The 19,284-nt window shown below is 62.8% G+C and carries 13 protein-coding genes; 3 read left to right on the top strand and 10 right to left on the bottom strand.

Translation table 11 applies throughout. The features are described from left to right. Window positions 1-10 precede the first annotated feature (10 nt). The 10 genes from bglA to NKI73_RS01110 all read right to left on the bottom strand — a co-directional run bounded on the left by bglA (window position 11) and on the right by NKI73_RS01110 (window position 16,195). Window positions 11-1,630 carry a beta-galactosidase BglA gene (bglA, locus tag NKI73_RS01155; protein ID WP_352626715.1) on the bottom strand — a complete coding sequence of 540 codons (1,620 nt, stop codon included), beginning with the start codon at window positions 1,628-1,630 and terminating at the stop codon, window positions 11-13. Continuing rightward, on the bottom strand, window positions 1,623-3,617 hold the full coding sequence (gene glgX / locus NKI73_RS01150) for a glycogen debranching protein GlgX (protein WP_352626713.1): 1,995 nt from the start codon (window positions 3,615-3,617) through the stop codon (window positions 1,623-1,625). The genes bglA and glgX overlap by 8 nt, the downstream gene beginning before the upstream one ends. A gap of 172 nt (window positions 3,618-3,789) precedes the next feature. Then, window positions 3,790-5,418, bottom strand: a complete 1,629-nt coding sequence (locus NKI73_RS01145) for an alpha-D-glucose phosphate-specific phosphoglucomutase (protein ID WP_352626711.1) — start codon at window positions 5,416-5,418, stop codon at window positions 3,790-3,792. Window positions 5,419-5,421: 3 nt separating this feature from the next. Then, window positions 5,422-6,867 (bottom strand): glycogen synthase GlgA, encoded by a 1,446-nt coding sequence (glgA, locus tag NKI73_RS01140; protein WP_352626709.1) that lies wholly within the window; start codon window positions 6,865-6,867, stop codon window positions 5,422-5,424. Window positions 6,868-6,870: 3 nt separating this feature from the next. Further along, window positions 6,871-8,136, bottom strand: a complete 1,266-nt coding sequence (gene glgC / locus NKI73_RS01135) for a glucose-1-phosphate adenylyltransferase (protein ID WP_352626707.1) — start codon at window positions 8,134-8,136, stop codon at window positions 6,871-6,873. Window positions 8,137-8,188: 52 nt separating this feature from the next. Further along, a complete protein-coding gene (gene glgB, locus NKI73_RS01130; RefSeq protein ID WP_352626705.1) occupies window positions 8,189-10,402 on the bottom strand; it encodes a 1,4-alpha-glucan branching protein GlgB in 2,214 nt (737 codons plus the stop codon). Window positions 10,403-10,509: 107 nt separating this feature from the next. Then, complete coding sequence (locus NKI73_RS01125; RefSeq protein WP_352626703.1) at window positions 10,510-12,978, bottom strand: glycogen/starch/alpha-glucan phosphorylase; 2,469 nt, start codon at window positions 12,976-12,978, stop codon at window positions 10,510-10,512. Window positions 12,979-13,212: 234 nt separating this feature from the next. Beyond that, window positions 13,213-13,995 (bottom strand): ATP-binding cassette domain-containing protein, encoded by a 783-nt coding sequence (locus NKI73_RS01120; protein WP_023760533.1) that lies wholly within the window; start codon window positions 13,993-13,995, stop codon window positions 13,213-13,215. Between the two features lie 2 nt (window positions 13,996-13,997). Beyond that, window positions 13,998-15,059, bottom strand: a complete 1,062-nt coding sequence (locus NKI73_RS01115; protein WP_352626701.1) for an ABC transporter permease — start codon at window positions 15,057-15,059, stop codon at window positions 13,998-14,000. Between the two features lie 158 nt (window positions 15,060-15,217). After that, window positions 15,218-16,195 (bottom strand): sugar ABC transporter substrate-binding protein, encoded by a 978-nt coding sequence (locus tag NKI73_RS01110; RefSeq protein ID WP_502898064.1) that lies wholly within the window; start codon window positions 16,193-16,195, stop codon window positions 15,218-15,220. Between the two features lie 268 nt (window positions 16,196-16,463). On the opposite strand from NKI73_RS01110, the gene NKI73_RS01105 reads away from it, so the two are divergent. Genes NKI73_RS01105 through NKI73_RS01095 form a run of 3 tightly spaced genes read left to right on the top strand, consistent with a single transcriptional unit; the run spans window position 16,464 to window position 19,056 of the window. Further along, a complete protein-coding gene (locus NKI73_RS01105; protein WP_352626700.1) occupies window positions 16,464-17,690 on the top strand; it encodes an ROK family transcriptional regulator in 1,227 nt (408 codons plus the stop codon). Beyond that, window positions 17,690-18,136 carry an RbsD/FucU family protein gene (locus NKI73_RS01100; protein WP_352626698.1) on the top strand — a complete coding sequence of 149 codons (447 nt, stop codon included), beginning with the start codon at window positions 17,690-17,692 and terminating at the stop codon, window positions 18,134-18,136. Before NKI73_RS01105 ends, NKI73_RS01100 begins: the two co-directional genes overlap by 1 nt. Next, the gene (locus NKI73_RS01095; protein WP_352626696.1) at window positions 18,133-19,056 is read left to right on the top strand and encodes a carbohydrate kinase family protein; all 924 of its coding nucleotides are present in this window, start codon (window positions 18,133-18,135) and stop codon (window positions 19,054-19,056) included. The genes NKI73_RS01100 and NKI73_RS01095 overlap by 4 nt, the downstream gene beginning before the upstream one ends. The last annotated feature ends 228 nt before the right edge of the window (window positions 19,057-19,284 follow it).

Below are 19,284 nucleotides of genomic sequence, written 5' to 3'. Positions count from 1 at the left end.
AAGCGCCAAATTAGTCGAAGCGGCCAAGAAAGCATCCGAGCTCGGGCAGCGAAAGCTCGGTCCCCTCGATAATCGCGGCATCGCCATCAAGCTTTGCGACCGCTCCGATATCGGGCGGCAATGGCCAGTTCCCTGGTTCCCCGGCGAAATTGAAGACACAGAGCAGTCTTTCGCCGCTGCCTTCGCGGACGAACGCGAGCATGTCACCCTCAGCGTCAAGAAAACGGATCGAGCCTGTTGCCAGCGCCTCATGCTCCCTGCGCAACGCCAGAGCGGCCCGATAGGACGTCAGCACAGAGGCCGCGTCGGCGTTCTGGACGTCGACCGCGCGGGCGCGATGGCTGGCCGGGATCGGCAGCCACGGTTTGCCAGTGGAGAAGCCCGCATTGTCGGCGCCGGCCTCCCAGACCATCGGCGTGCGACACCCATCCCTGCCCTTGACGCCCGGCCAGAAGCGGATGCCGACGGGGTCGCGCAGATCCTCATAGGCAAGCTCCGCCTCCTCCAGGCCGAGTTCCTCGCCCTCGTAGAGGCAGATCGAGCCGCGCAGGCAGGAGAGCAGCATGATCGAAAATCTTGCGATCGCGTCGGGATCGCTGTCCGGCCTTGTCCAACGGCTGACATGGCGCACCACGTCATGGTTGGAGAACGCCCAGCAGACCCAGCCGTCGGAAACGGCCGCCTCGAAGGCTTCGACGCAACCACGCACATGCGCCGCCGAGAACTGTGGTCCCAGCAGATCGAAAGTGTAGCACATATGGAGCGTGTCGCCGCCGGATGTGTAGGCGGCGAGCGTCTGCAAGGAGCGGCCTTCATCGCCGATCTCGCCGACAGCGGCGCGGTCGCCATATTCGTCGAGCAGTGCCCTGAAGCGGCGGAGAAATGCCAGGTTTTCCGGCTGCGTCTTGTCGAACATATGCTCCTGGTAGAGGTAGGTGTTGGTCTCGCTGTTGGTGCCGGCGACGCTCGATGCCAAAGGTGGATTGCTGCGCAGCCAGCGGTCGTGGACATAGTAATTGACCGTATCGAGCCGGAAGCCGTCGACGCCACGCTCGAGCCAGAACCGGACCGTTTCCAAAAGCGCGTCCTGAACCTCCGGATTGTGGAAATTCAGGTCGGGCTGCGAGGCGAGGAAATTGTGCATGTAATATTGGCGGCGGGTCGAGTCCCATTCCCAGGCCGGGCCTCCGAAGACGGAGAGCCAGTTGTTGGGCGCGCCGCCATCGGGCTTGGTATCGGCCCAGACATACCAGTCGGCCTTGGGGTTATCGCGGCTGGCGCGGCTTTCGACGAACCAGTCATGCTTGTCGGACGAATGCGACAGCACCTGGTCGATGATGATCCTCAGGCCGAGACGATGCGCCTCGGCGACCAGCGCATCGAAATCCTCAAGCGCGCCGAACATCGGATCGACATCGCGGTAATCCGACACGTCGTAGCCCATGTCGGCCATCGGCGACTTGAAGAAGGGCGACAGCCAGATGGCGTCGACACCAAGCGAGGCGACATGAGCGAGCCTCGACGTAATGCCTGCGAGATCGCCGCTGCCGTCGCCGGTCGTGTCCTGGAACGAGCGCGGATAGATCTGGTAGATGACGCAGCCGCGCCACCATCCGGCCTTGTCACCCATTGCGCTTCTCCCTTGTGCCGGCCTGCACGCGCTCGATCATGAAGATCACCGTCCGCCCCGATACCGGCCGCGAGATGTCCGCCGCATCGACGGCAGCGGTCCAGAAGAACCCTTCGCGCTCAGGCAGCGTGACCATGCAAGCCCGGCGATCGCCGTTGATGATGACGGCAACACGGCACTCGCCGTCGCCACCCAAGATCATGACAAGGCGGTGCCTCTGCGGATCCTGCCAGCTCTGTTCGTCGAGCGGTGCGCCTGTCTCGGTCAGCCATGCGACGTCCGGCATCTCTGAGCCTGCCGGTGGCTGGCCGGTGAGGAAGCCTGTGTCGGAAAGCGCTGATATCGCGCGGCGCAACGTCGAGAGCAGCGCCGTGTACCGCTCCAGCGCCTGGTCGCGGCCGACCCAGTCGAGCCAGGTGATCTCGTTGTCCTGCGCATAGGCATTGTTATTGCCTTGCTGGGTGCGGCCGAATTCGTCGCCAGCCGTCAGCATGATCGTGCCGCGCGAGGCAAACAGCGTAGCGAGCAGCGCGTGCTGGTCGTTCAGGCGAGCCACTGCCACAGCCGGGTCGTCCGCATCACCTTCCACGCCGTTATTCCACGACAGGTTCTCATTGTGGCCGTCGCGATTTTGCTCGCCATTGGCCTCGTTGTGCTTGTGCTCGTAGCGCACGATGTCGGCCAGCGTCATGCCGTCATGGGCGGCGATGAAATTGACCGTGCGGCTGACGTTTTGTTCCTTCGCGGCAAACACATCGGACGAACCGGCGAGCCGGGTCGCCAAGGCGCCGGCCATGCCGGCGTCACCGCGCCAGAAGCGTCTAACATCGTCGCGGTATTTGTCGTTCCATTCGAGGAAAGGCGGCGGAAAATTGCCGAGCTGATAGCCATCCGGGCCGATATCCCAGGGCTCGGCGATCAATACGCGATCGGCCAGCAGCGTATCTTCACGCATCGCCTTCAGCAGCGGCGCCTCGGCATCGAATGTTCCTTCGACACGGCCCAGAATGGGCGCCAGGTCGAAGCGGAAACCATCGACGCCGGCATCCCTGACGAAATGGCGAAGCGTGTCGAGGACCATTTCCCTGACGACCGGATGATCGCAAGCGACGGTGTTGCCGGTGCCGGTGTCGTTGGCCAGCCTGCCGTCAGATGTATGCCGATAATAGGCCTGGTTATCGAGACCGCGCAGCGACAGCGTGGGCCCGAGCCTGTCGCTCTCGCCTGTATGGTTGAAGACAAGATCGAGGATGACGCCGATGCCGGCCTGGCGCAGCACGGCGACCGTGTTTCGCAATTCCATGATGCCGCCCGGCGCCAGGCGTGGATCCAGCGCCATGAACGTCACGGGATTGTAGCCCCAGGCGTTGCGCAGCCCGAGCGGCGGCAAATGCCGCTCGTCGATCGAGGCGGTCACCGGCATCAGTTCAACCGCGCCGACGCCGAGTTTTTTCAGGTGCTCGACAACCACCGGATGCGCGAGAGCGGCGACCGTACCGCGCAGCTTTTCCGGGACGTCCGGATGCAACATGGTGAAGGCGCGCACCGGAATTTCGTAGATCAGGCCGCCGGGCTGGAATAGCGGCGGCGCAGCCGGCACGCGCTTCAGCGGCGCGGGGGCAATCGCCTTCGGCATCAGCGGCGCGGTATCGGCCCCCTCGCCCCGACGCTGGCCCAGCCGCCAGTCATAGGCGTAAGGCCTGTCGATCTCGGCGGCATAGGGATCGGTCAGGAGCTTGGTGGGGTCGGACCACAGCCCGCGCTCCGGCGCATACTCGCCATCGGCGCGAAAGCCGTAGCGGGTGCCGGCGGCGAGACCTGGGACGAACAGCCCATGCACGCCCTCGCCTTCCGGCTGCAATTCGAGCCGTTGGATTTCCCGATTGCCCTGCTCGTCGAACATCGAGACCCAGAGCCGGCGGGCGGCCTGCGACCAGGCGCCAAAGCGAATGCCTTCGCGGGTGACGGTGGCGCCGAGTGGGGTCATGCAGTCTCCCCCTTCTCCCCTTGTGGGAGAAGGTGTCGCCGAAGGCGACGGATGAGGGGTGTTCCAGCTTGGCAGGGACGGCGATCCTTCGCGCACCCCTCAACCGTCTCGGCGCTACGCGCCGATCCACCTTCTCCCACAAGGGGAGAAGGGAAAGCGCGCACAGCCACCCTCAAGTAATGACGCTCGGCTTGGGACGGCCGGTATGGCTGTGGATCCCGGCAATATCATCGGCCGCGGCGATCAAATCCGCCAATGCGGCCTGCGTGTCGAGATCGTGCCTCGACTTGTCCGGCTCGTAGCGCTCGATATAGACGCGCAACGTCGCGCCCGAAGTGCCGGTGCCGGAGAGGCGGAAGACGACGCGCGAGCCACCTTCGAACAGCACCCTGATGCCCTGATGCTCGCTGGTCGAACCATCAACCGGATCGTGATAGGCAAAATCGTCGGCGCTGGCGATTGTCATGCCGCGCACGCTGGTGCCGGACAGCGAACCGAGCTTGGCGCGGAGTTCATCGACCAGCGCGTTGGCGCGGTCGCTCTCGACCTCTTCATAATCGTGCCGCGAATAGTAGTTGCGACCGTAGGTCGCCCAGTGCTCGGTGACGATCTGCTTGCAGCTTTCGCCGCGCGCGGCAAGGATGTTGAGCCACAAGAGCACTGCCCAAAGGCCGTCCTTTTCACGGACATGGTTGGAGCCGGTGCCGGCACTTTCCTCGCCGCAGATCGTCGCCATGTCGGCGTCGAGCAGATTGCCGAAGAACTTCCAGCCGGTCGGCGTCTCATAAATGCCGACGCCAAGTTTTTCGGCGACACGATCGGCAGCACCACTGGTCGGCATCGAGCGGGCGATGCCTTTCAAACCAGCCTTGTAGCCGGGCGCCAGGCGGGCGTTGGCGGCGAGCATGGCGACGGAATCCGACGGGGTGACGAAAATGCCCTTGCCGATGATCAAATTGCGGTCGCCATCGCCATCCGAGGCAGCGCCGAAATCCGGCGCGTCCGGCCCCATCATCTCGTCGTAGAGGTGTTTGGCATGGACGAGGTTCGGGTCCGGGTGATGGCCGCCGAAATCCGGCAGCGGCTTGAAATTGCGGCAGGTGCCGTTGGGCGCACCAAGCCGGTTTTCCAGTATCTCCTTGGCGTAGGGGCCGGTCACCGCGTGCATGGCGTCGAAGCGCATGCGAAAGCCGGACTTGAACAGTTTGCGCAACGCGTCGAAATCGAACAGGCTTTCCATCAGTTCGGCATAGTCGGCGACCGGATCGATGACCTCGACCGTCATGCCGGCCGCCTTGACCGTGCCTGTTGTGTCGATGTCGATCGGATCGATATCGACGATCTTGAAGCTCGCGATTGCCTTGGTCTTGGCAAAGATCGCGTCGGTCAGCTTTTCCGGCGCCGGGCCGCCATTGCCGGCATTGTACTTGATGCCGAAATCCTCGTGCGGGCCGCCCGGATTGTGGCTGGCCGACAGGATGATGCCGCCAAAGGTCTTGTATTTGCGGATGACATGCGAAGCGGCCGGCGTCGACAGAATGCCGCCCTGCCCGACCATCACCTTTCCGAAGCCGTTTGCGGCGGCCATGGCGATTGCCTTCTGGATGACCTCGCGGTTATAGAAGCGGCCGTCGCCACCGATCACCAGGGTTTTGCCCTTGAAGCCGTCTAGCGCGTCGAAGATCGACTGGATGAAATTCTCGGCATAGTGCTCCTGCTGGAACACCGGCACCTTCTTGCGCAGGCCCGACGTGCCGGGCTTCTGATCGGAATAGGGTTTGGTGGGGACGGTTCGTATCATGCTTCAGGCAACCCTTTTCGAAAGCAGCAAGCGATAGAGTTCAACGTATTTTTCCGCGCTCTTGTCCCACGACACATCGGCCTTCATGCCCTGGCGCTGCAACGATTCCCAGACCGCCGGACTGGCATGCGCGTCAACGAGGCGGCGAATGGCGTGCAGCAAGGCGCCGCCATTGTTGGGAGCGAACTGAAAGCCGGTGGCGACGCCGGCAGAGACGGCAGCCTCATTGGCGTCGATGACCGTATCGGCCAGGCCGCCGGTGCGCGCCACCACTGGCACACAGCCATAGCGCAGGCCGTAAAGCTGCGTCAGCCCGCAGGGTTCGAAGCGCGAGGGAATGACGATGGCATCGCAGCCGCCTTGCATGATGTGCGAAAGCCCCTCGTCGTAGCCGATAACGACCCCGATGCGGCCGCGATGTCTGGCAGCCGCGGCAAGCAGCGCGCCTTCGAGGCCGGCATCGCCCGAGCCCAGGATGGCCAGGCGCGCGCCGGTCGCAACAATGCCATCGACCGCTGTCGCCAAGGTATCCATGCCCTTTTGCCAGGTCAGGCGGCTGACGACGCAGACGATCGGACTGTCGTCGCGCTCAAGGCTGAAGCGGTCTTCCACGGCAGCCCTGTTGGGGGCGCGCGCCTTCAGCGTGCTGGCCGTGTAGGTGGACACCAGATGCTTGTCCGTTTCCGGATCCCAGATGCCGGTGTCGATGCCGTTGACGATTCCATGGAGATCGCTGGAGCGCATGTTGATGAGGCCGTCGAGGCCCATGCCGAATTCCGGCAAGCGGATCTCCTGCGCGTAGGTCGGACTGACCGTGGTGATTGTCCAGGCGGCCTGCAGGCCGGCCTTGAGGAAGCCGACGCCGCCGTAATATTCGACGCCGTCGAGCGCCATCGCCGCTGCCGGCAGACCGAGTTCGCCAAAGATGGCGGCGCCGAACTGGCCCTGGAAAGCGAGGTTGTGGACAGTCATCATCGATGGCACACCGACGGCCTTGCCGTAGCGCATATAGGCCAGCGTCATCGCCGACTGCCAGTCATGGGCATGGACGATGTCGGGTTGGTAGCCCGAGATGGCGCCACCGGCAATGTCGCCGCCGACCTGGCTCAGCGCCGCGAAGCGCCGCCAGTTGTCGGGCCAATCGACCCCGGTCGCATTGCCATAGGGGCCGCCGGGACGGTCGAACAGATGCGGCGCGTCGAGCACGAAAAGCTCGAGCCCGGCGAGCTGAACGGAGTGGACGGAGGCCTTGCCGCCCTGCAGCAAGGGATATTGCAGCACCGCCTTCCTTTTCTTGAAAGCGGCCATGACGGTCGGAAAACCAGGAATGAGCGTGCGCATGCTCACGCCCTTGGCCGCCAGCGCAATGGGCAGCGCGCCGGTCACGTCGGCAAGCCCACCGGTCTTGATCAGCGGGAAAATCTCGGGCGTGACCGACAGAACCTGCATGCACTAGAGCCCCAACTTGTCGATCATGTCCTGAGTGACCAGGCAGATGCCTTTTTCCGAGACCCGAAAACGCTTGGCGTCGAGAGCAGGGTCTTCGCCGACCACCAGCCCTTCCGGTATCCTAACACCATGGTCGATGACCACGCGCTTCAACTTTGCGTTCCGGCCGACATGAACGTCGGGCAGCATGACGACTTCTTCCAGCGTCGAAAAGGAATTGATGCGCGCGCCGGTGAAGATCAGGCTTCTCTTCAGCGAAGCACCCGAGACGATGCAGTCGCCCGAGACAAGCGAGGACACGGCCGAACCGCGGCGGCCATCCTCGTCATGCACGAACTTTGCCGGCGGCTTCAATTCGGCATAGGTCCAGATCGGCCAGTCGCGGTCGTAGAGGTCGAGTTCAGGCGTGATGTCGGTCAGGTCGATATTGGCTTCCCAATAGGCGTCGACCGTTCCGACGTCGCGCCAGTAGGCCTCGTTCTCGGCGGTCGAGCGGACGCAGGACTTGGCGAAGCGGTGGGCAATCGCCTTACCGTGCTGGACGATATAAGGGATGATGTCCTTGCCGAAGTCGCGGCTTGAGCCAGGCTCGGCCGCATCGCGGCGCAACTGCTCCATCAGGAATTTGGTCTTGAAGACATAGATGCCCATCGAGGCCAAAGCGAACTCCGGCTTGTCGGGAATGCCGGGCGGATCGGCGGGCTTTTCGACGAAGGCGATGATGTTGTCCTTGCCATCGACATGCATGACGCCGAAGCCGGTGGCTTCCATGCGCGGCACTTCGAGGCAGCCGACGGTGACGTCGGCATTGGCGTCGACGTGCTGGCGAAGCATCAGTTCGTAGTCCATCTTGTAGATGTGGTCGCCAGCCAGGATCACCATGTATTCGGGGCCGTAGGCCTCGATGATGTCGATGTTCTGATAGACGGCGTCGGCCGTCCCCTCGTACCACTGGGTTTCCGACACGCGCTGGCTGGCCGGCAGGATGTCGAAACTCTCGTTTCGCTCGGGCCGCAGGAAGTTCCAGCCGCGCTGCAGGTGGCGGATCAGCGAATGCGCCTTGTACTGGGTGGCGACGCCGAGGCGGCGAATGCCGGAATTGAGCGCGTTGGAGAGCGCGAAATCGATGATGCGTGTCTTGCCGCCGAAATAGACGGCCGGCTTGGCGCGCCGGTCGGTCAGTTCCTTGAGGCGGCTGCCACGGCCGCCGGCCAATACATAGGCCATGGCATCGCGCGCCAGCGGCTGGGTCCGTTTCAAGTCTGCCATTTCTACCCTCCCAAGTTACTCAGTCTCGACATGTTGCTCAGGGTCGACGGGCTCAGTCGGCGACAAGCTCGAGCATGATCGTCGACAGCGGCGGCAAAAGCATCGTTGCAGAGATGCTTCCCCCCTCGCCCCGGGCCTCGACCATGCCGCCATTGCCCTTGCCGGAACCGCCATATTCCGAAGCGTCGGTGTTGATGATTTCACGCCATTTGCCGGCCGTCGGCAACGGCACGCGATAATTATCGCGCGGCACCGGCGTGAAATTGGAGATGACGGCCACCGGGCTGCCGCCGGGTGCGCTGCGCAGCCAGGCAAAAACCGAATTCTGGCTGTCGTCCACGATCAGCCAGGAGAACCCTTCCGGTTCGCAGTCGCGGCCATGCAGCGCCGGACGCGAACGGTAGAGATAGTTGAGATCGCGGACCGTCTGCCAGACGCCGCGATGCGTCCGGAACTCGAGCAGGTTCCAGTCGAGCGCGCGCGCCTCGCTCCACTCGCGGCGCTGCGCGAACTCCTGCCCCATGAACAGCAGCTTCTTGCCGGGATAACCCCACATGAAGGCGTAGTAGGCGCGTAGCGTCGCGAATTTCTGCCAGTCGTCGCCGGCCATCTTGCCGAGCAGCGTGCCTTTGCCGTGCACGACCTCGTCATGCGAGAGCGGCAGCATGAAGTTCTCCGAGAAGGCGTAGGTCAGGCCGAAGGTGAGGTCGTTGTGGTGGTGCTTGCGGAAGATCGGCTCCTTGGAGAAATACTCCAGCGTGTCGTGCATGAAGCCCATGTTCCACTTGAAGCCGAAGCCTAGGCCGCCCTCGTGCACCGGCGCCGAGACCTTCGGCCATGAAGTCGATTCCTCGGCGATGGTCATCACGCCGGGATGGTGGCCGTAGACCTCCTTGTTCATCTTCTGCAGAAAGCTGACCGCCTCGAGGTTCTCGCGGCCGCCCTTCTCGTTGGGGATCCATTCGCCGGCCTTGCGCGAATAGTCGAGATAGAGCATCGAGGCGACCGCATCGACGCGCAAACCGTCGACATGGTATTTCTCGGCCCAGAATAGTGCATTGTTGACAAGGAAGGACACCACTTCGCGGCGGCCGAAATTGTAGATCGCGGTGTTCCAGTCGGGATGGAAACCCTTGCGCGGATCGGCATGCTCATAGAGCGCGGTTCCATCGAAATTGGCCAGGCCATGCTCGTCGACCGGGAAATGCGCCGGCACCCAGTCGAGGATGACACCGACGCCGGCGCGGTGGGCGCCATCGACGAAACGGGCAAAGCCGTCCGGGTCGCCGAAGCGGGCCGACGGCGCGTAGAGGCCGGTCGTCTGGTAGCCCCAGGACGGGTCATAGGGGTGTTCGGAGATCGGCATGAATTCGATATGGGTGAAACCGGTCTCGACCACATAGGGGATCAGCCGGTCGGCCAGTTCGTCCCATGACAGGAACGTACCGTCGTCGCGAAGCTGCCAGGAGCCGGCATGGACCTCGTAGATCGAGATGGCTTCGCGCCGGTGATCGGCATTGCGCCAGAAATTGCGGTGCGCCTCGTCACCCCACTCATGCGCCGGTGGCATGGCAACGACCGAAGCGGTGGCCGGACGCAGTTCGGATTTGAAGGCGAACGGGTCGGCCTTCAGCGGGAGTCTCACGCCATCAGGACCGATGATCTCGTATTTGTAAGGTCGTCCGGCACCGATATCGGGCACGAACAGTTCCCAGATGCCGGTATCGCGGCGATCGCGCATCGTGTGCCGGCGGCCGTCCCATTCGTTGAAGTCGCCGACCACCGATACGCGTCGGGCATTGGGAGCCCAGACGGCGAAATGCACGCCGGAAGCGCCTTCGTGGTCAATGACATGGGCGCCGAGCTTGTCGAACAGCCTGAGATGCGAGCCTTGGGCGATGTAATAGTCGTCCATCGGGCCTAGCACCGGACCGAACGAATAGGGATCGGTCAGCCACCAGTCGCTGGCGGCGTTGCGCGCGTGATAGCGCAGGGGCTGGCGCTTCTTGATCGAGAGCTTGCCTTCGAAAAAGCCGCCATCGTCGCGCCTGGACAGTTCACCCGCGATGATGCCGGTCAGCGTGTAGGCGGTGACGAATTCAGCATGTGGGACAAAGCAGCGAGCAAACAGGGTCTTGCCGACCTCATGGACGCCAAGAACCGCGAAGGGGTCGCCATGCGTGCCGGCAACAATCGCCGCAACATCGCTGGCTGGCGCCAGTCCGTCCGGCCCGCTTGTCGCAGCGGTCGCGCGCGGCTTCTTCATCAGGCAGCGTCCCTCCCCGGGCACCGAGTGTTTGTTTCTAGTGGTGTGATCCGACTTTCAAATTCACACCACCGGGACCACATTGTTCGCGGCCTCATGCAATCACATCAGACAGGCACGTTCCAGATTTCTTTCGCATATTGCCGGATCGTGCGATCGGAGGAGAACCAGCCGACACGCGCAACGTTGCGGATTGCCCTGGCGTACCAGTCGGGACTGTTATGCCAGACCGCATCGACCTCGCGCTGGGCGGCGGCATAGGCATCGAAATCGGCGGCGACCATGAACCAGTCGCTGTTGTAAAGACCGTTGATGAGGTCGCGATAACGCTCCGGATCGTCCGGCGAGAAGACACCCGACGAAACGGCGGCAACTGCTTGCGCCAGTTCAGACGATCCTTCGATGACGGCGCGCGGGTTGTAGCCATTGTTGCGCCGCTCGGCGACCTCGGCTGTGGTCAGGCCGAAGATAAAGATGTTGTCGTCGCCGACGCATTCCTTGATCTCGACATTGGCGCCGTCGAGCGTACCGATGGTCAGCGCACCGTTCAGCGCGAACTTCATGTTGCCGGTGCCCGACGCTTCCATGCCGGCGGTCGAGATCTGCTCGGAAAGGTCGGCAGCCGGCATCATGATCTCGGCAAGGCTGACATTGTAGTTCGGCAGGAACACCACCTTCAGCAAACCGCGCACGGCCGGATCGCGATTGATGACCTTGGCGACGTCGTTGGCGAGTTTGATGATCAGCTTGGCATTGTGATAGCTGGGCGCCGCCTTGCCGCCGAAGAATTTCACGCGGGGCATCCAGTCGCGTTCCGGATGCGAACGGATCTGGTCGTAAAGCGCGATCGCCTCGAGGATGTTCAGGAGCTGGCGCTTGTATTCGTGGATGCGCTTGATCTGGATATCGAACAGCGCCGAGGGATCGACCTTGATGCCGAGCCGGTCGGCGACGAGGTTGGCCAGCCGCGCCTTGTTGGCGCGCTTGACGGCGGCGAACTTGTCGCGGAAGGCGGCATCGTCGGCGAAGCCATCGAGATCCTTGATGGCGTCGATGTCATCGAGAAAGCGGTCGCCGATCGCCTCACGGGCGAGCGACGTCAGCCCGGGGTTGCACTGGATCAGCCAGCGCCGCGGGGTAATGCCGTTGGTCTTGTTGTTGATGCGATCAGGATAGAGCTTGTGCAGGTCGGCGAACACCGTCTCCTTCATAAGGTCGGTGTGCAGGGCCGAAACGCCGTTGATCGAGTGCGAACCGACAAAGGCCAGATTGCCCATGCGCACACGGCGGTCGCCATTTTCCTGGATCAGCGAGATGCGGCTGATCTGCTCGTCCGAGAACTGGTTGGACGCGCGCGCCTCAAGCAGCACTTCGGCATTGATGGCATAGACGATTTGCATGTGGCGCGGCAAAAGCCGCTCGAACAGCGGCACCGCCCAGCTTTCCAGCGCCTCGGGCAGCAACGTGTGATTGGTGTAGCCGAAGGTGCGCTTGGTGATATCCCAGGCCTGATCGAAATCCATGCCGTGGACATCCATCAACAGGCGCATAAGCTCAGGCACGGCGATGGCCGGATGGGTGTCGTTGAGGTGGATCGCAGCCTTGTCGGGCAGCGACTTCAGGTCGCCATACTGGCTGAGATGGCGCTGAACGATGTCCTGCAGCGAGGCGGTGGAGAAAAAGTACTCTTGCCTGAGCCGCAGTTCCTGCCCGGCCTTGTGGGAATCCGCGGGGTAGAGCACGCGCGACAAGGCATCGGCCTTGTTGCTTTCGGCAAGCGCGCCGATGTGGTCGCCGGCATTGAACTTGTCCAGCAGGATCGGATCGACCGGCATGCCCGACCAGAGCCGCAGCGTGTTGACGCGATTGGCCCGCCAGCCGACGACCGGCGTGTCATAGGCAACGGCCAAAACATGCTCGGTCGGCTTCCAGACATGGCGCTCGAGCCGGCCGTCCTTGGAGGTGATCGATTCCACCGAACCACCGAACCCGACCTCAAACGAGCGTTCGCGGCGCTCGAACTCCCATGGGTTGCCGTGATCGAGCCAGGTTTCGGGCAATTCGACCTGCCAGCCGTCGTGAATCTCCTGGCGGAACATGCCGTTGGCATAACGAATGCCGTAGCCATGCGCGGGGATGTCGACGGTCGCCATGCTTTCCATGAAGCAGGCGGCAAGCCGGCCCAGGCCGCCATTGCCGAGTGCCGCATCAGGCTCGAGTGCGGCGATGAGATCGAGATCGACGCCCAGCGACGACAGCGCCGCGCGCATATCGTCCATCAGGCCGAGATTGGAGAAGGCGTCGCGCATCAGACGGCCAATAAGGAACTCCAGCGACAGATAATAGACGCGCTTTTCCTTCTGGTCGTAGGCCTCCTTCGTCGCCTGCATCCAGTGATCGACGATGCGGTCGCGCACGACCTTGATCGAGGCGGTCAGCCAGTCGTACTGGGTCGCGACGGTGGTGTCCTTGCCGACCCGGTATTTGAGGGCCATCAGGACTTCCCTTGCGAGCGTCTCTGGATCAGGATTTTCGAGCAGTGGCGGGAGGGGTTCGGATGTCATCGCGCTCGTCATGCTGCCTCTCGTGCGGTTGCCATGATCATACCGGCTTTCATCGTTCCTCCCAGCCCATGCTAGCCGATACCGCTATATGTTCAATCGATTTAGATCAGCCCATGCTTGCTTTACCCTGCGGCAATTTGACAATTTCAAGCGCGGCGCGCTCAGACGATCTGCGCGTCGCGCTTCAAATTCTTGTTCCGTGCCTGTCGTTGTCCCAAACCGTTACGCACTTTTGGCCGACATGCATCAAGCCGCGAGCGCTGCCTCGGGTGGAACCTTTGCACCAGTCATGAAAGCCACGGCATCGGACATCGTATATTGCTTGGGATCGATGACGCAGAGGCGACGACCCAGCCGGTGGATGTGAATGCGGTCGGCCACTTCGAAGACATGCGGCATGTTGTGCGAGATGAGCACGATCGGCAGGCCGCGCTTCTTGACGTCTAGGATCAGTTCGAGCACGCGGCGGCTTTCCTTGACGCCTAGGGCTGCCGTCGGTTCATCCATGATCACCACACGACTGCCGAATGCGGCGGCGCGCGCCACCGCCACGCCCTGGCGCTGGCCGCCTGAGAGCGTTTCCACCGCCTGGCTGATGTTCTGGATGGTCATCAGGCCAAGTTCGGTGAGCTTGTCGCGGGCGCGCTTTTCCATCGCCGGACGGTCGAGCATACGCAGCCAGTCGCCCAGAAAACCCGGTTTGCGGATCTCGCGGCCGAGGAACATGTTGTCGGCGATCGACAGCGCGGGCGACAGCGCCAGATTCTGATAAACGGTCTCGATGCCGGCTTCGCGGGCCTCCATCGGTGATTTGAAGGCGACGGGTTTGCCTTCGAGCCGGATCTCGCCCTCATCGGGCACGGCCGCGCCGGAAATCGCCTTGATGAGCGACGACTTGCCGGCGCCATTGTCGCCTATGACGGCGAGGATTTCGCCCGGGTAGAGGTCGAAGTCGGCATTGTCGAGGGCGGTGACGCGGCCATAGCGCTTGATGAGACCGCGTGCGGTAAGGATGGGTTCCTGGGTCATGGCTATGCCGAAACCTTTCTGATCCATTGGTCGACTGCCACGGCGCCGATGATCAGCACACCGGTGAGCAGCACTTTCCATTGCGGATCGGCGCCGAGCATGTTGAGGCCCATGGAGACGACACCGACGATCATCGCGCCGAACAGCGTGCCCAGGATCGAGCCGCGTCCGCCGAACAGGGAAATACCGCCGATCACCGTCGCGGTGATTGCCTGCAGATTGTAGTCGGTGACGGCGGCGGATGGCGAGATCGAGCCGTTGCGGCCGATGGAGACCCAGGCCGCGAAAGCGGCGATCAGTCCGGCAAGGGTGTAGACCGTCATCAGCACCTTCTTGGTCTGGATGCCCGACAGCTTCGCCGCCTCCTGATCGTCGCCAACGGCGTAGACATGGCGACCCCATGCCGTGTGATTGAGCACGTACCACAGGACTAAAACGAGCACGACCGTGGCAATGACGCCGAGCGTCAGCACCGCCGTGCCAACCTTGAAGCTCAACGCGAAGAGATGCAGCAGTGGCGCCTGGGTGTCGACGTCGGTGTCGCGGATCGTCTCATTGGCCGAATAGATGAAGTTCGTGGCCATGACGATGTTCCAAGTGCCAAGCGTCACGATGAAGGGCGGCAGCTTCATATAGGCGACCAGTACCCCGTTGAGCAGCCCGCAGGCCGCGCCGGCGGCAAGCCCGATCGCTATGGCGAGCACGCTCGGCATGCCGTAGCTGACCGCGCAATTGCCCATGATCACCGCTGAAATCACCATGATCACGCCAATCGACAGGTCGATGCCGGCCGTCAGGATGACCAGCGTCTGCGCAGCACCCAGAATGCCGATGATGGCTATCTGCTGCAGGATCAGCGTCAGCGTGTAGGACGAAAAGAAGCGCCCCCCGATGGTGATGCCGAAGACGATGATGGCCAGAACCAGCACGATCAATGGCACGGCGGCCGGAGTTGAATGCAGGAAATGCTGAATGCGCTTGACGGCAGATTTGTGCTCGTCAAAAGCGGCTACGCTGGTGTCGCTGCTCGAGAGAACTTTCTCGAATTCCTGAGCTTGAGCCATGTTTTCTCCCCGTAGGGCTTCAGCCAAACGCCGACGCCATCCACGCTTTTCCGGTCTGCTGCCGGGATTGTTCGCGGTCACGCGACCATCGTCCACCCGAAGCGGCCGGGGATCAAGCCCCGACCGCTCAGGTTCGGTTGTTACCGGTCAGACCGGCATCAGCCCCAGCACTTGGCGAGGCCTTCCTTGGTGTCGATGGACTTCACGCCGGTGGCCGGCTTGTCGGTCACCAGGTTGACGCCGGTGTCGAAGAAATTCTTGCCTTCGGTCGGCTTCGGCTTGGTTCCGTCCTTGGCGAAAGCAGCGATCGCCTCGATGCCGAGCGCCGCCATCTGCAGCGGATATTGCTGCGACGTGGCGCCGATGACACCTTCGGCCACCGACTTCACGCCGGGGCAGCCGCCATCGACGGAAACGATCAGCACCTGGCTTTCGAGGCCGACAGCTTTGAGCGCCTGGTAGGCGCCGACAGCAGCGGGCTCGTTGATGGTGTGGATGACGTTGATGGTGTTGTCCTTCTGCAGAAGGTTCTCCATCGCCTTGCGGCCACCCTCTTCATTGCCGTTGGTGACGTCGTGGCCGACGATGCGCGCATCGTCCTCATCGCCGATCTTGTTGGGGTCTTTCACGTCGATGCCGTAGCCCATCATGAAGCCCTGATCGCGCAGCACGTCGACGGTCGGCTGCGAGGGGGTCAGGTCGAGGAAGCCGATCTTGGCATCTTTGGCCTTGTCGCCGAGCGTGGCGGCGGCCCAGGCGCCGATCAGCTTGCCGGCTTCGAGATTGTCCGTTGCAAAGGTCGCGTCGGCGGCGTCGATCGGATCGAGCGGCGTGTCGAGCGCGATCACCAGCAGGCCGGCATCACGCGCCTTCTTCACGGTTGGCACGATGCCCTTGGTGTCGGATGCGGTAATCAGGATGCCCTTGGCGCCGTCGGCGATGCAGCTTTCGATCGCCGCGACCTGGCTCTCGCTGTCGCCGTCGATCTTGCCGGCGTAGGTCTTCAAGTCGACGCCGAGCTCCTTGGCCTTAGCCGTGGCGCCTTCCTTCATCTTGACGAAGAAAGGATTGGTGTCGGTCTTGGTGATCAGGCAGGCGCCGACACCGGCCGCGGATGCGGACGACGCAAACGCCATCAGGCCCAGAGCCGCGGCGGCAAACACGGTCGATTTCAACAGTTTTGTATTGGTCACGATTTTCCTCCCAGTGGAACCATTCCGGATGCCGGCCAACCGGCACCTGCAGCGCATCCAACGAAATTCTCCCAGCGTGGACGCTGCCTCAACAGACACCAGGCCGGGGCCTCTGTCAATAATTAAATCACTCTTATTTATTATTGACAGCCTTGCTTCGTTCACCCATTCTGGCCCAAAAGCATTGCGGGGAAACGACGGGAGGAACAGGGTGGAAACCGCCATAGCGAGGCACGGTTCGCCCGAGGCGAATGACAGCCTCATTCACCGCGGCACCAACCAGAGCGGCATGCGCGACCACAACGAGCGGTTGGTGCTCTCGCTGGTGCGCCAGCATGGCAGCCTGGCGAAATCCGACATCGCCCGCATGACCGGACTTTCGGCGCAGACGGTTTCGGTCATCATGCGCGAGCTGGAGGAAGAGAGCCTCCTGCTGCGCCAGGCACCGTTGCGCGGCAAGATCGGCCAACCCTCCATCCCGATGGCGCTCAATCCCGAAGGCGCTTTCTTCATCGGCCTGAAGATCGGGCGGCGCAGCGCCGAACTCGTGCTGATCGACTTTCTCGGCAATGTGCGCTCGATGCTGCAGCATTCATACCGCTACCCTGCGCCACGCGAGACGGTGGACTTCGTCAGCAACGGCATGCGGCAGATGCGCGGCGAACTGACGCCTGCCCAGGACAAGCGCATCGCCGGGCTCGGCATCGCCATGCCATTCGAGTTGTGGAACTGGGCCGATACCGCCGGCGCCCCGCGCGACGTCATGGACGAATGGCGTCATCGCGACATCAGGGGCGACATTCAGGCGCAATGCGATTTTCCGGTCTACCTGCAGAACGACGCCACTTCAGCCTGCGGCGCCGAACTCGTCTTCGGCCAGACGAGTGCTGCGCGTGACTTCGTCTATTTCTACATCGGCGCCTTTGCCGGCGGCGGCATCGTGCTGAATGGCCGGCTTTTTGGCGGCCCGACCGGCAATGCCGGAGCACTCGGCTCCATGCCCGTGCCAGGGCCGGACGGCAAGCCGACCCAACTGATCGACGTGGCGTCCATCGCCATGCTCGAAAAGGCGCTCAATGCGCGCGGTCTCGAGGCCTCGCATCTCTGGACATCGCCGGAAGACTGGGGCGAGATCGGCGCCGAACTCGACGACTGGATCGTCAGTGCTTCGCGAGCGCTCGCCTACGCGATCGTCGCCGCATCCTCGGTCATCGATTTCGAAGCGGCGGTGATCGACGGATGGATGCCGAAGGCGGTGCGCCGCCGGCTGGTCGACGCCATCATCGCGGCCATCGCCACCATCGACGGTGAAGGCTTGAAGCTGCCCGCGGTACGCGAGGGGACCGTCGGCATTCATGCCCGGGCGCTTGGTGGCGCCAGCCTGCCACTTTCCGAACGCTTCCTGATCGGCTCGACGACGATTTCCAGGAGCGCCTGATGCTGATCGGAATCCCGGTGCTGCTCGGTCCGGAGCTTCTGGCGATTTTGCGCGGCATGGGCCATGGCGACGAAATCGCCCTTGTCGACGGAAATTATCCGGCGGAACAACAGGCAACCAGGCTGGTGCGGGCCGATGGTCACCACCTCATCCCGGTGCTCGATGCGATATTGAGCGTCTTGCCGGTGGACGACGCCGTGCCGGAGGCGCTGTTTCGCGCCTCGGTCAAGGGCGACCCTTCGCTTGCCGATCCCGTCCATCATGAGATCGAGGCGATCTGTGCCAACCGCGCGCCGGGCCGCAAGGTGGTTGCACTGGCCGGCGCCGACTTCTATGCACGGGTCAAATCGGCGCATGCCATCGTCGCGACAAGCGAGCCGCGGCTCTACGCCAACATCATCATCCGCAAGGGCGTGATCTATCCGCCGGAGACCAGGAAGCCATGATTCTCTGCTGCGGCGAAGCCCTGATCGACATGCTGCCGCGCACGACAACAGCGGGCGAGCCGGCCTTTGCGCCTTATGTCGGCGGCGCCGTGTTCAACACGGCGATCGCGCTTGGCCGGCTCGGCGCGCCGGCAGGCTTTTTTTCCGGACTGTCGTCGGATCTGTTCGGCGGTCAGTTCAGGGATGCGCTTGGCGCGAGCAAGGTCAGCTCCACCTATGCACACACCTCGCCACGGCCGACCACACTAGCCTTCGTCAAGCTCACCAATGGCCAGGCGACCTACACATTCTATGACGAGAACACCGCCGGACGCATGCTGACCATCGACGACCTGCCGCAACTCGGCAACGAGATCGAGGCCATGCTGTTCGGCGCCATCAGCCTGATCTCGGAGCCCGCCGGCAGTGCCTATGAAGAGTTCATGCGGCGCGAGCACGCAAGCCGCGTCATGATGCTCGATCCCAACATCCGGCCGAACTTCATCCCGGACAAGGCCAAGCACCTCAGGCGCATCCGCGCCATGATGGCGATGGCCGACATCGTGAAACTGTCGGACGAAGATTTGAAGTGGTTCGGCGAAGCCGGCTCACATGAGGATGTCATCCGCAACTGGCTCGATCGCGGCCCGAAGCTGATTGTCGTTACCCATGGCAGCGAAGGCGCCGTCGGCTACAGCAAGGAGCACGCCGTGACGGTGATGCCGGAAAAGGTGGAGGTAGACGATACGGTCGGGGCCGGCGATACGTTCAACGCCGGCATCCTCGCTTCCTTGCATGAGCAGGGCCTGCTGACAAAGGCGGCGATTTCCGACCTGTCGAAAGAAGCCATCCACAAGGCGCTGGCGCTTGGCGCCAAGGCAGCAGCGGTCACGGTGTCACGGGCCGGCGCCAATCCGCCGTGGCGGCATGAAATTGCCTGAGTACCGCTCAACATAAGTTGAGCCAGTCGATCACTTTATGTTTCGCAGGACCGATCGCAGGGACTATAAGGGCAGGATCGCGGTCAACGAAGGCCGGATTTCCGGCATGTTGTGAAGATGCATCGGAAAATACTGGTAACAGACTGCGACACCTAGGCAATTCGCGGCTCTACCTGTCCGGCTTTCTCGACAGGCGCAACTCTGGTACCAGCGGGCCGTTATCTGGCT

The organism is Mesorhizobium sp. M0496, assembly GCF_040321205.1.
GTDB lineage: Bacteria > Pseudomonadota > Alphaproteobacteria > Rhizobiales > Rhizobiaceae > Mesorhizobium.
This window is presented reverse-complemented; position numbering and strand designations above follow the sequence as displayed.

What these genes read in the sequence shown, in the direction of transcription:
- bglA (WP_352626715.1), bottom strand. Translation starts at nt 1,630, where the DNA reads ATGGGTGACAAGGCCGGATGGTGGCGCGGCTGCGTCATCTACCAGATC.
- glgX (WP_352626713.1), bottom strand. Translation starts at nt 3,617, where the DNA reads ATGACCCCACTCGGCGCCACCGTCACCCGCGAAGGCATTCGCTTTGGC.
- NKI73_RS01145 (WP_352626711.1), bottom strand. Translation starts at nt 5,418, where the DNA reads ATGATACGAACCGTCCCCACCAAACCCTATTCCGATCAGAAGCCCGGC.
- glgA (WP_352626709.1), bottom strand. Translation starts at nt 6,867, where the DNA reads ATGCAGGTTCTGTCGGTCACGCCCGAGATTTTCCCGCTGATCAAGACC.
- glgC (WP_352626707.1), bottom strand. Translation starts at nt 8,136, where the DNA reads ATGGCAGACTTGAAACGGACCCAGCCGCTGGCGCGCGATGCCATGGCC.
- glgB (WP_352626705.1), bottom strand. Translation starts at nt 10,402, where the DNA reads ATGAAGAAGCCGCGCGCGACCGCTGCGACAAGCGGGCCGGACGGACTG.
- NKI73_RS01125 (WP_352626703.1), bottom strand. Translation starts at nt 12,978, where the DNA reads ATGACGAGCGCGATGACATCCGAACCCCTCCCGCCACTGCTCGAAAAT.
- NKI73_RS01120 (WP_023760533.1), bottom strand. Translation starts at nt 13,995, where the DNA reads ATGACCCAGGAACCCATCCTTACCGCACGCGGTCTCATCAAGCGCTAT.
- NKI73_RS01115 (WP_352626701.1), bottom strand. Translation starts at nt 15,059, where the DNA reads ATGGCTCAAGCTCAGGAATTCGAGAAAGTTCTCTCGAGCAGCGACACC.
- NKI73_RS01110 (WP_502898064.1), bottom strand. Translation starts at nt 16,195, where the DNA reads ATGGCGTTTGCGTCGTCCGCATCCGCGGCCGGTGTCGGCGCCTGCCTG.
- NKI73_RS01100 (WP_352626698.1), top strand. Translation starts at nt 17,690, where the DNA reads ATGCTGATCGGAATCCCGGTGCTGCTCGGTCCGGAGCTTCTGGCGATT.
- NKI73_RS01095 (WP_352626696.1), top strand. Translation starts at nt 18,133, where the DNA reads ATGATTCTCTGCTGCGGCGAAGCCCTGATCGACATGCTGCCGCGCACG.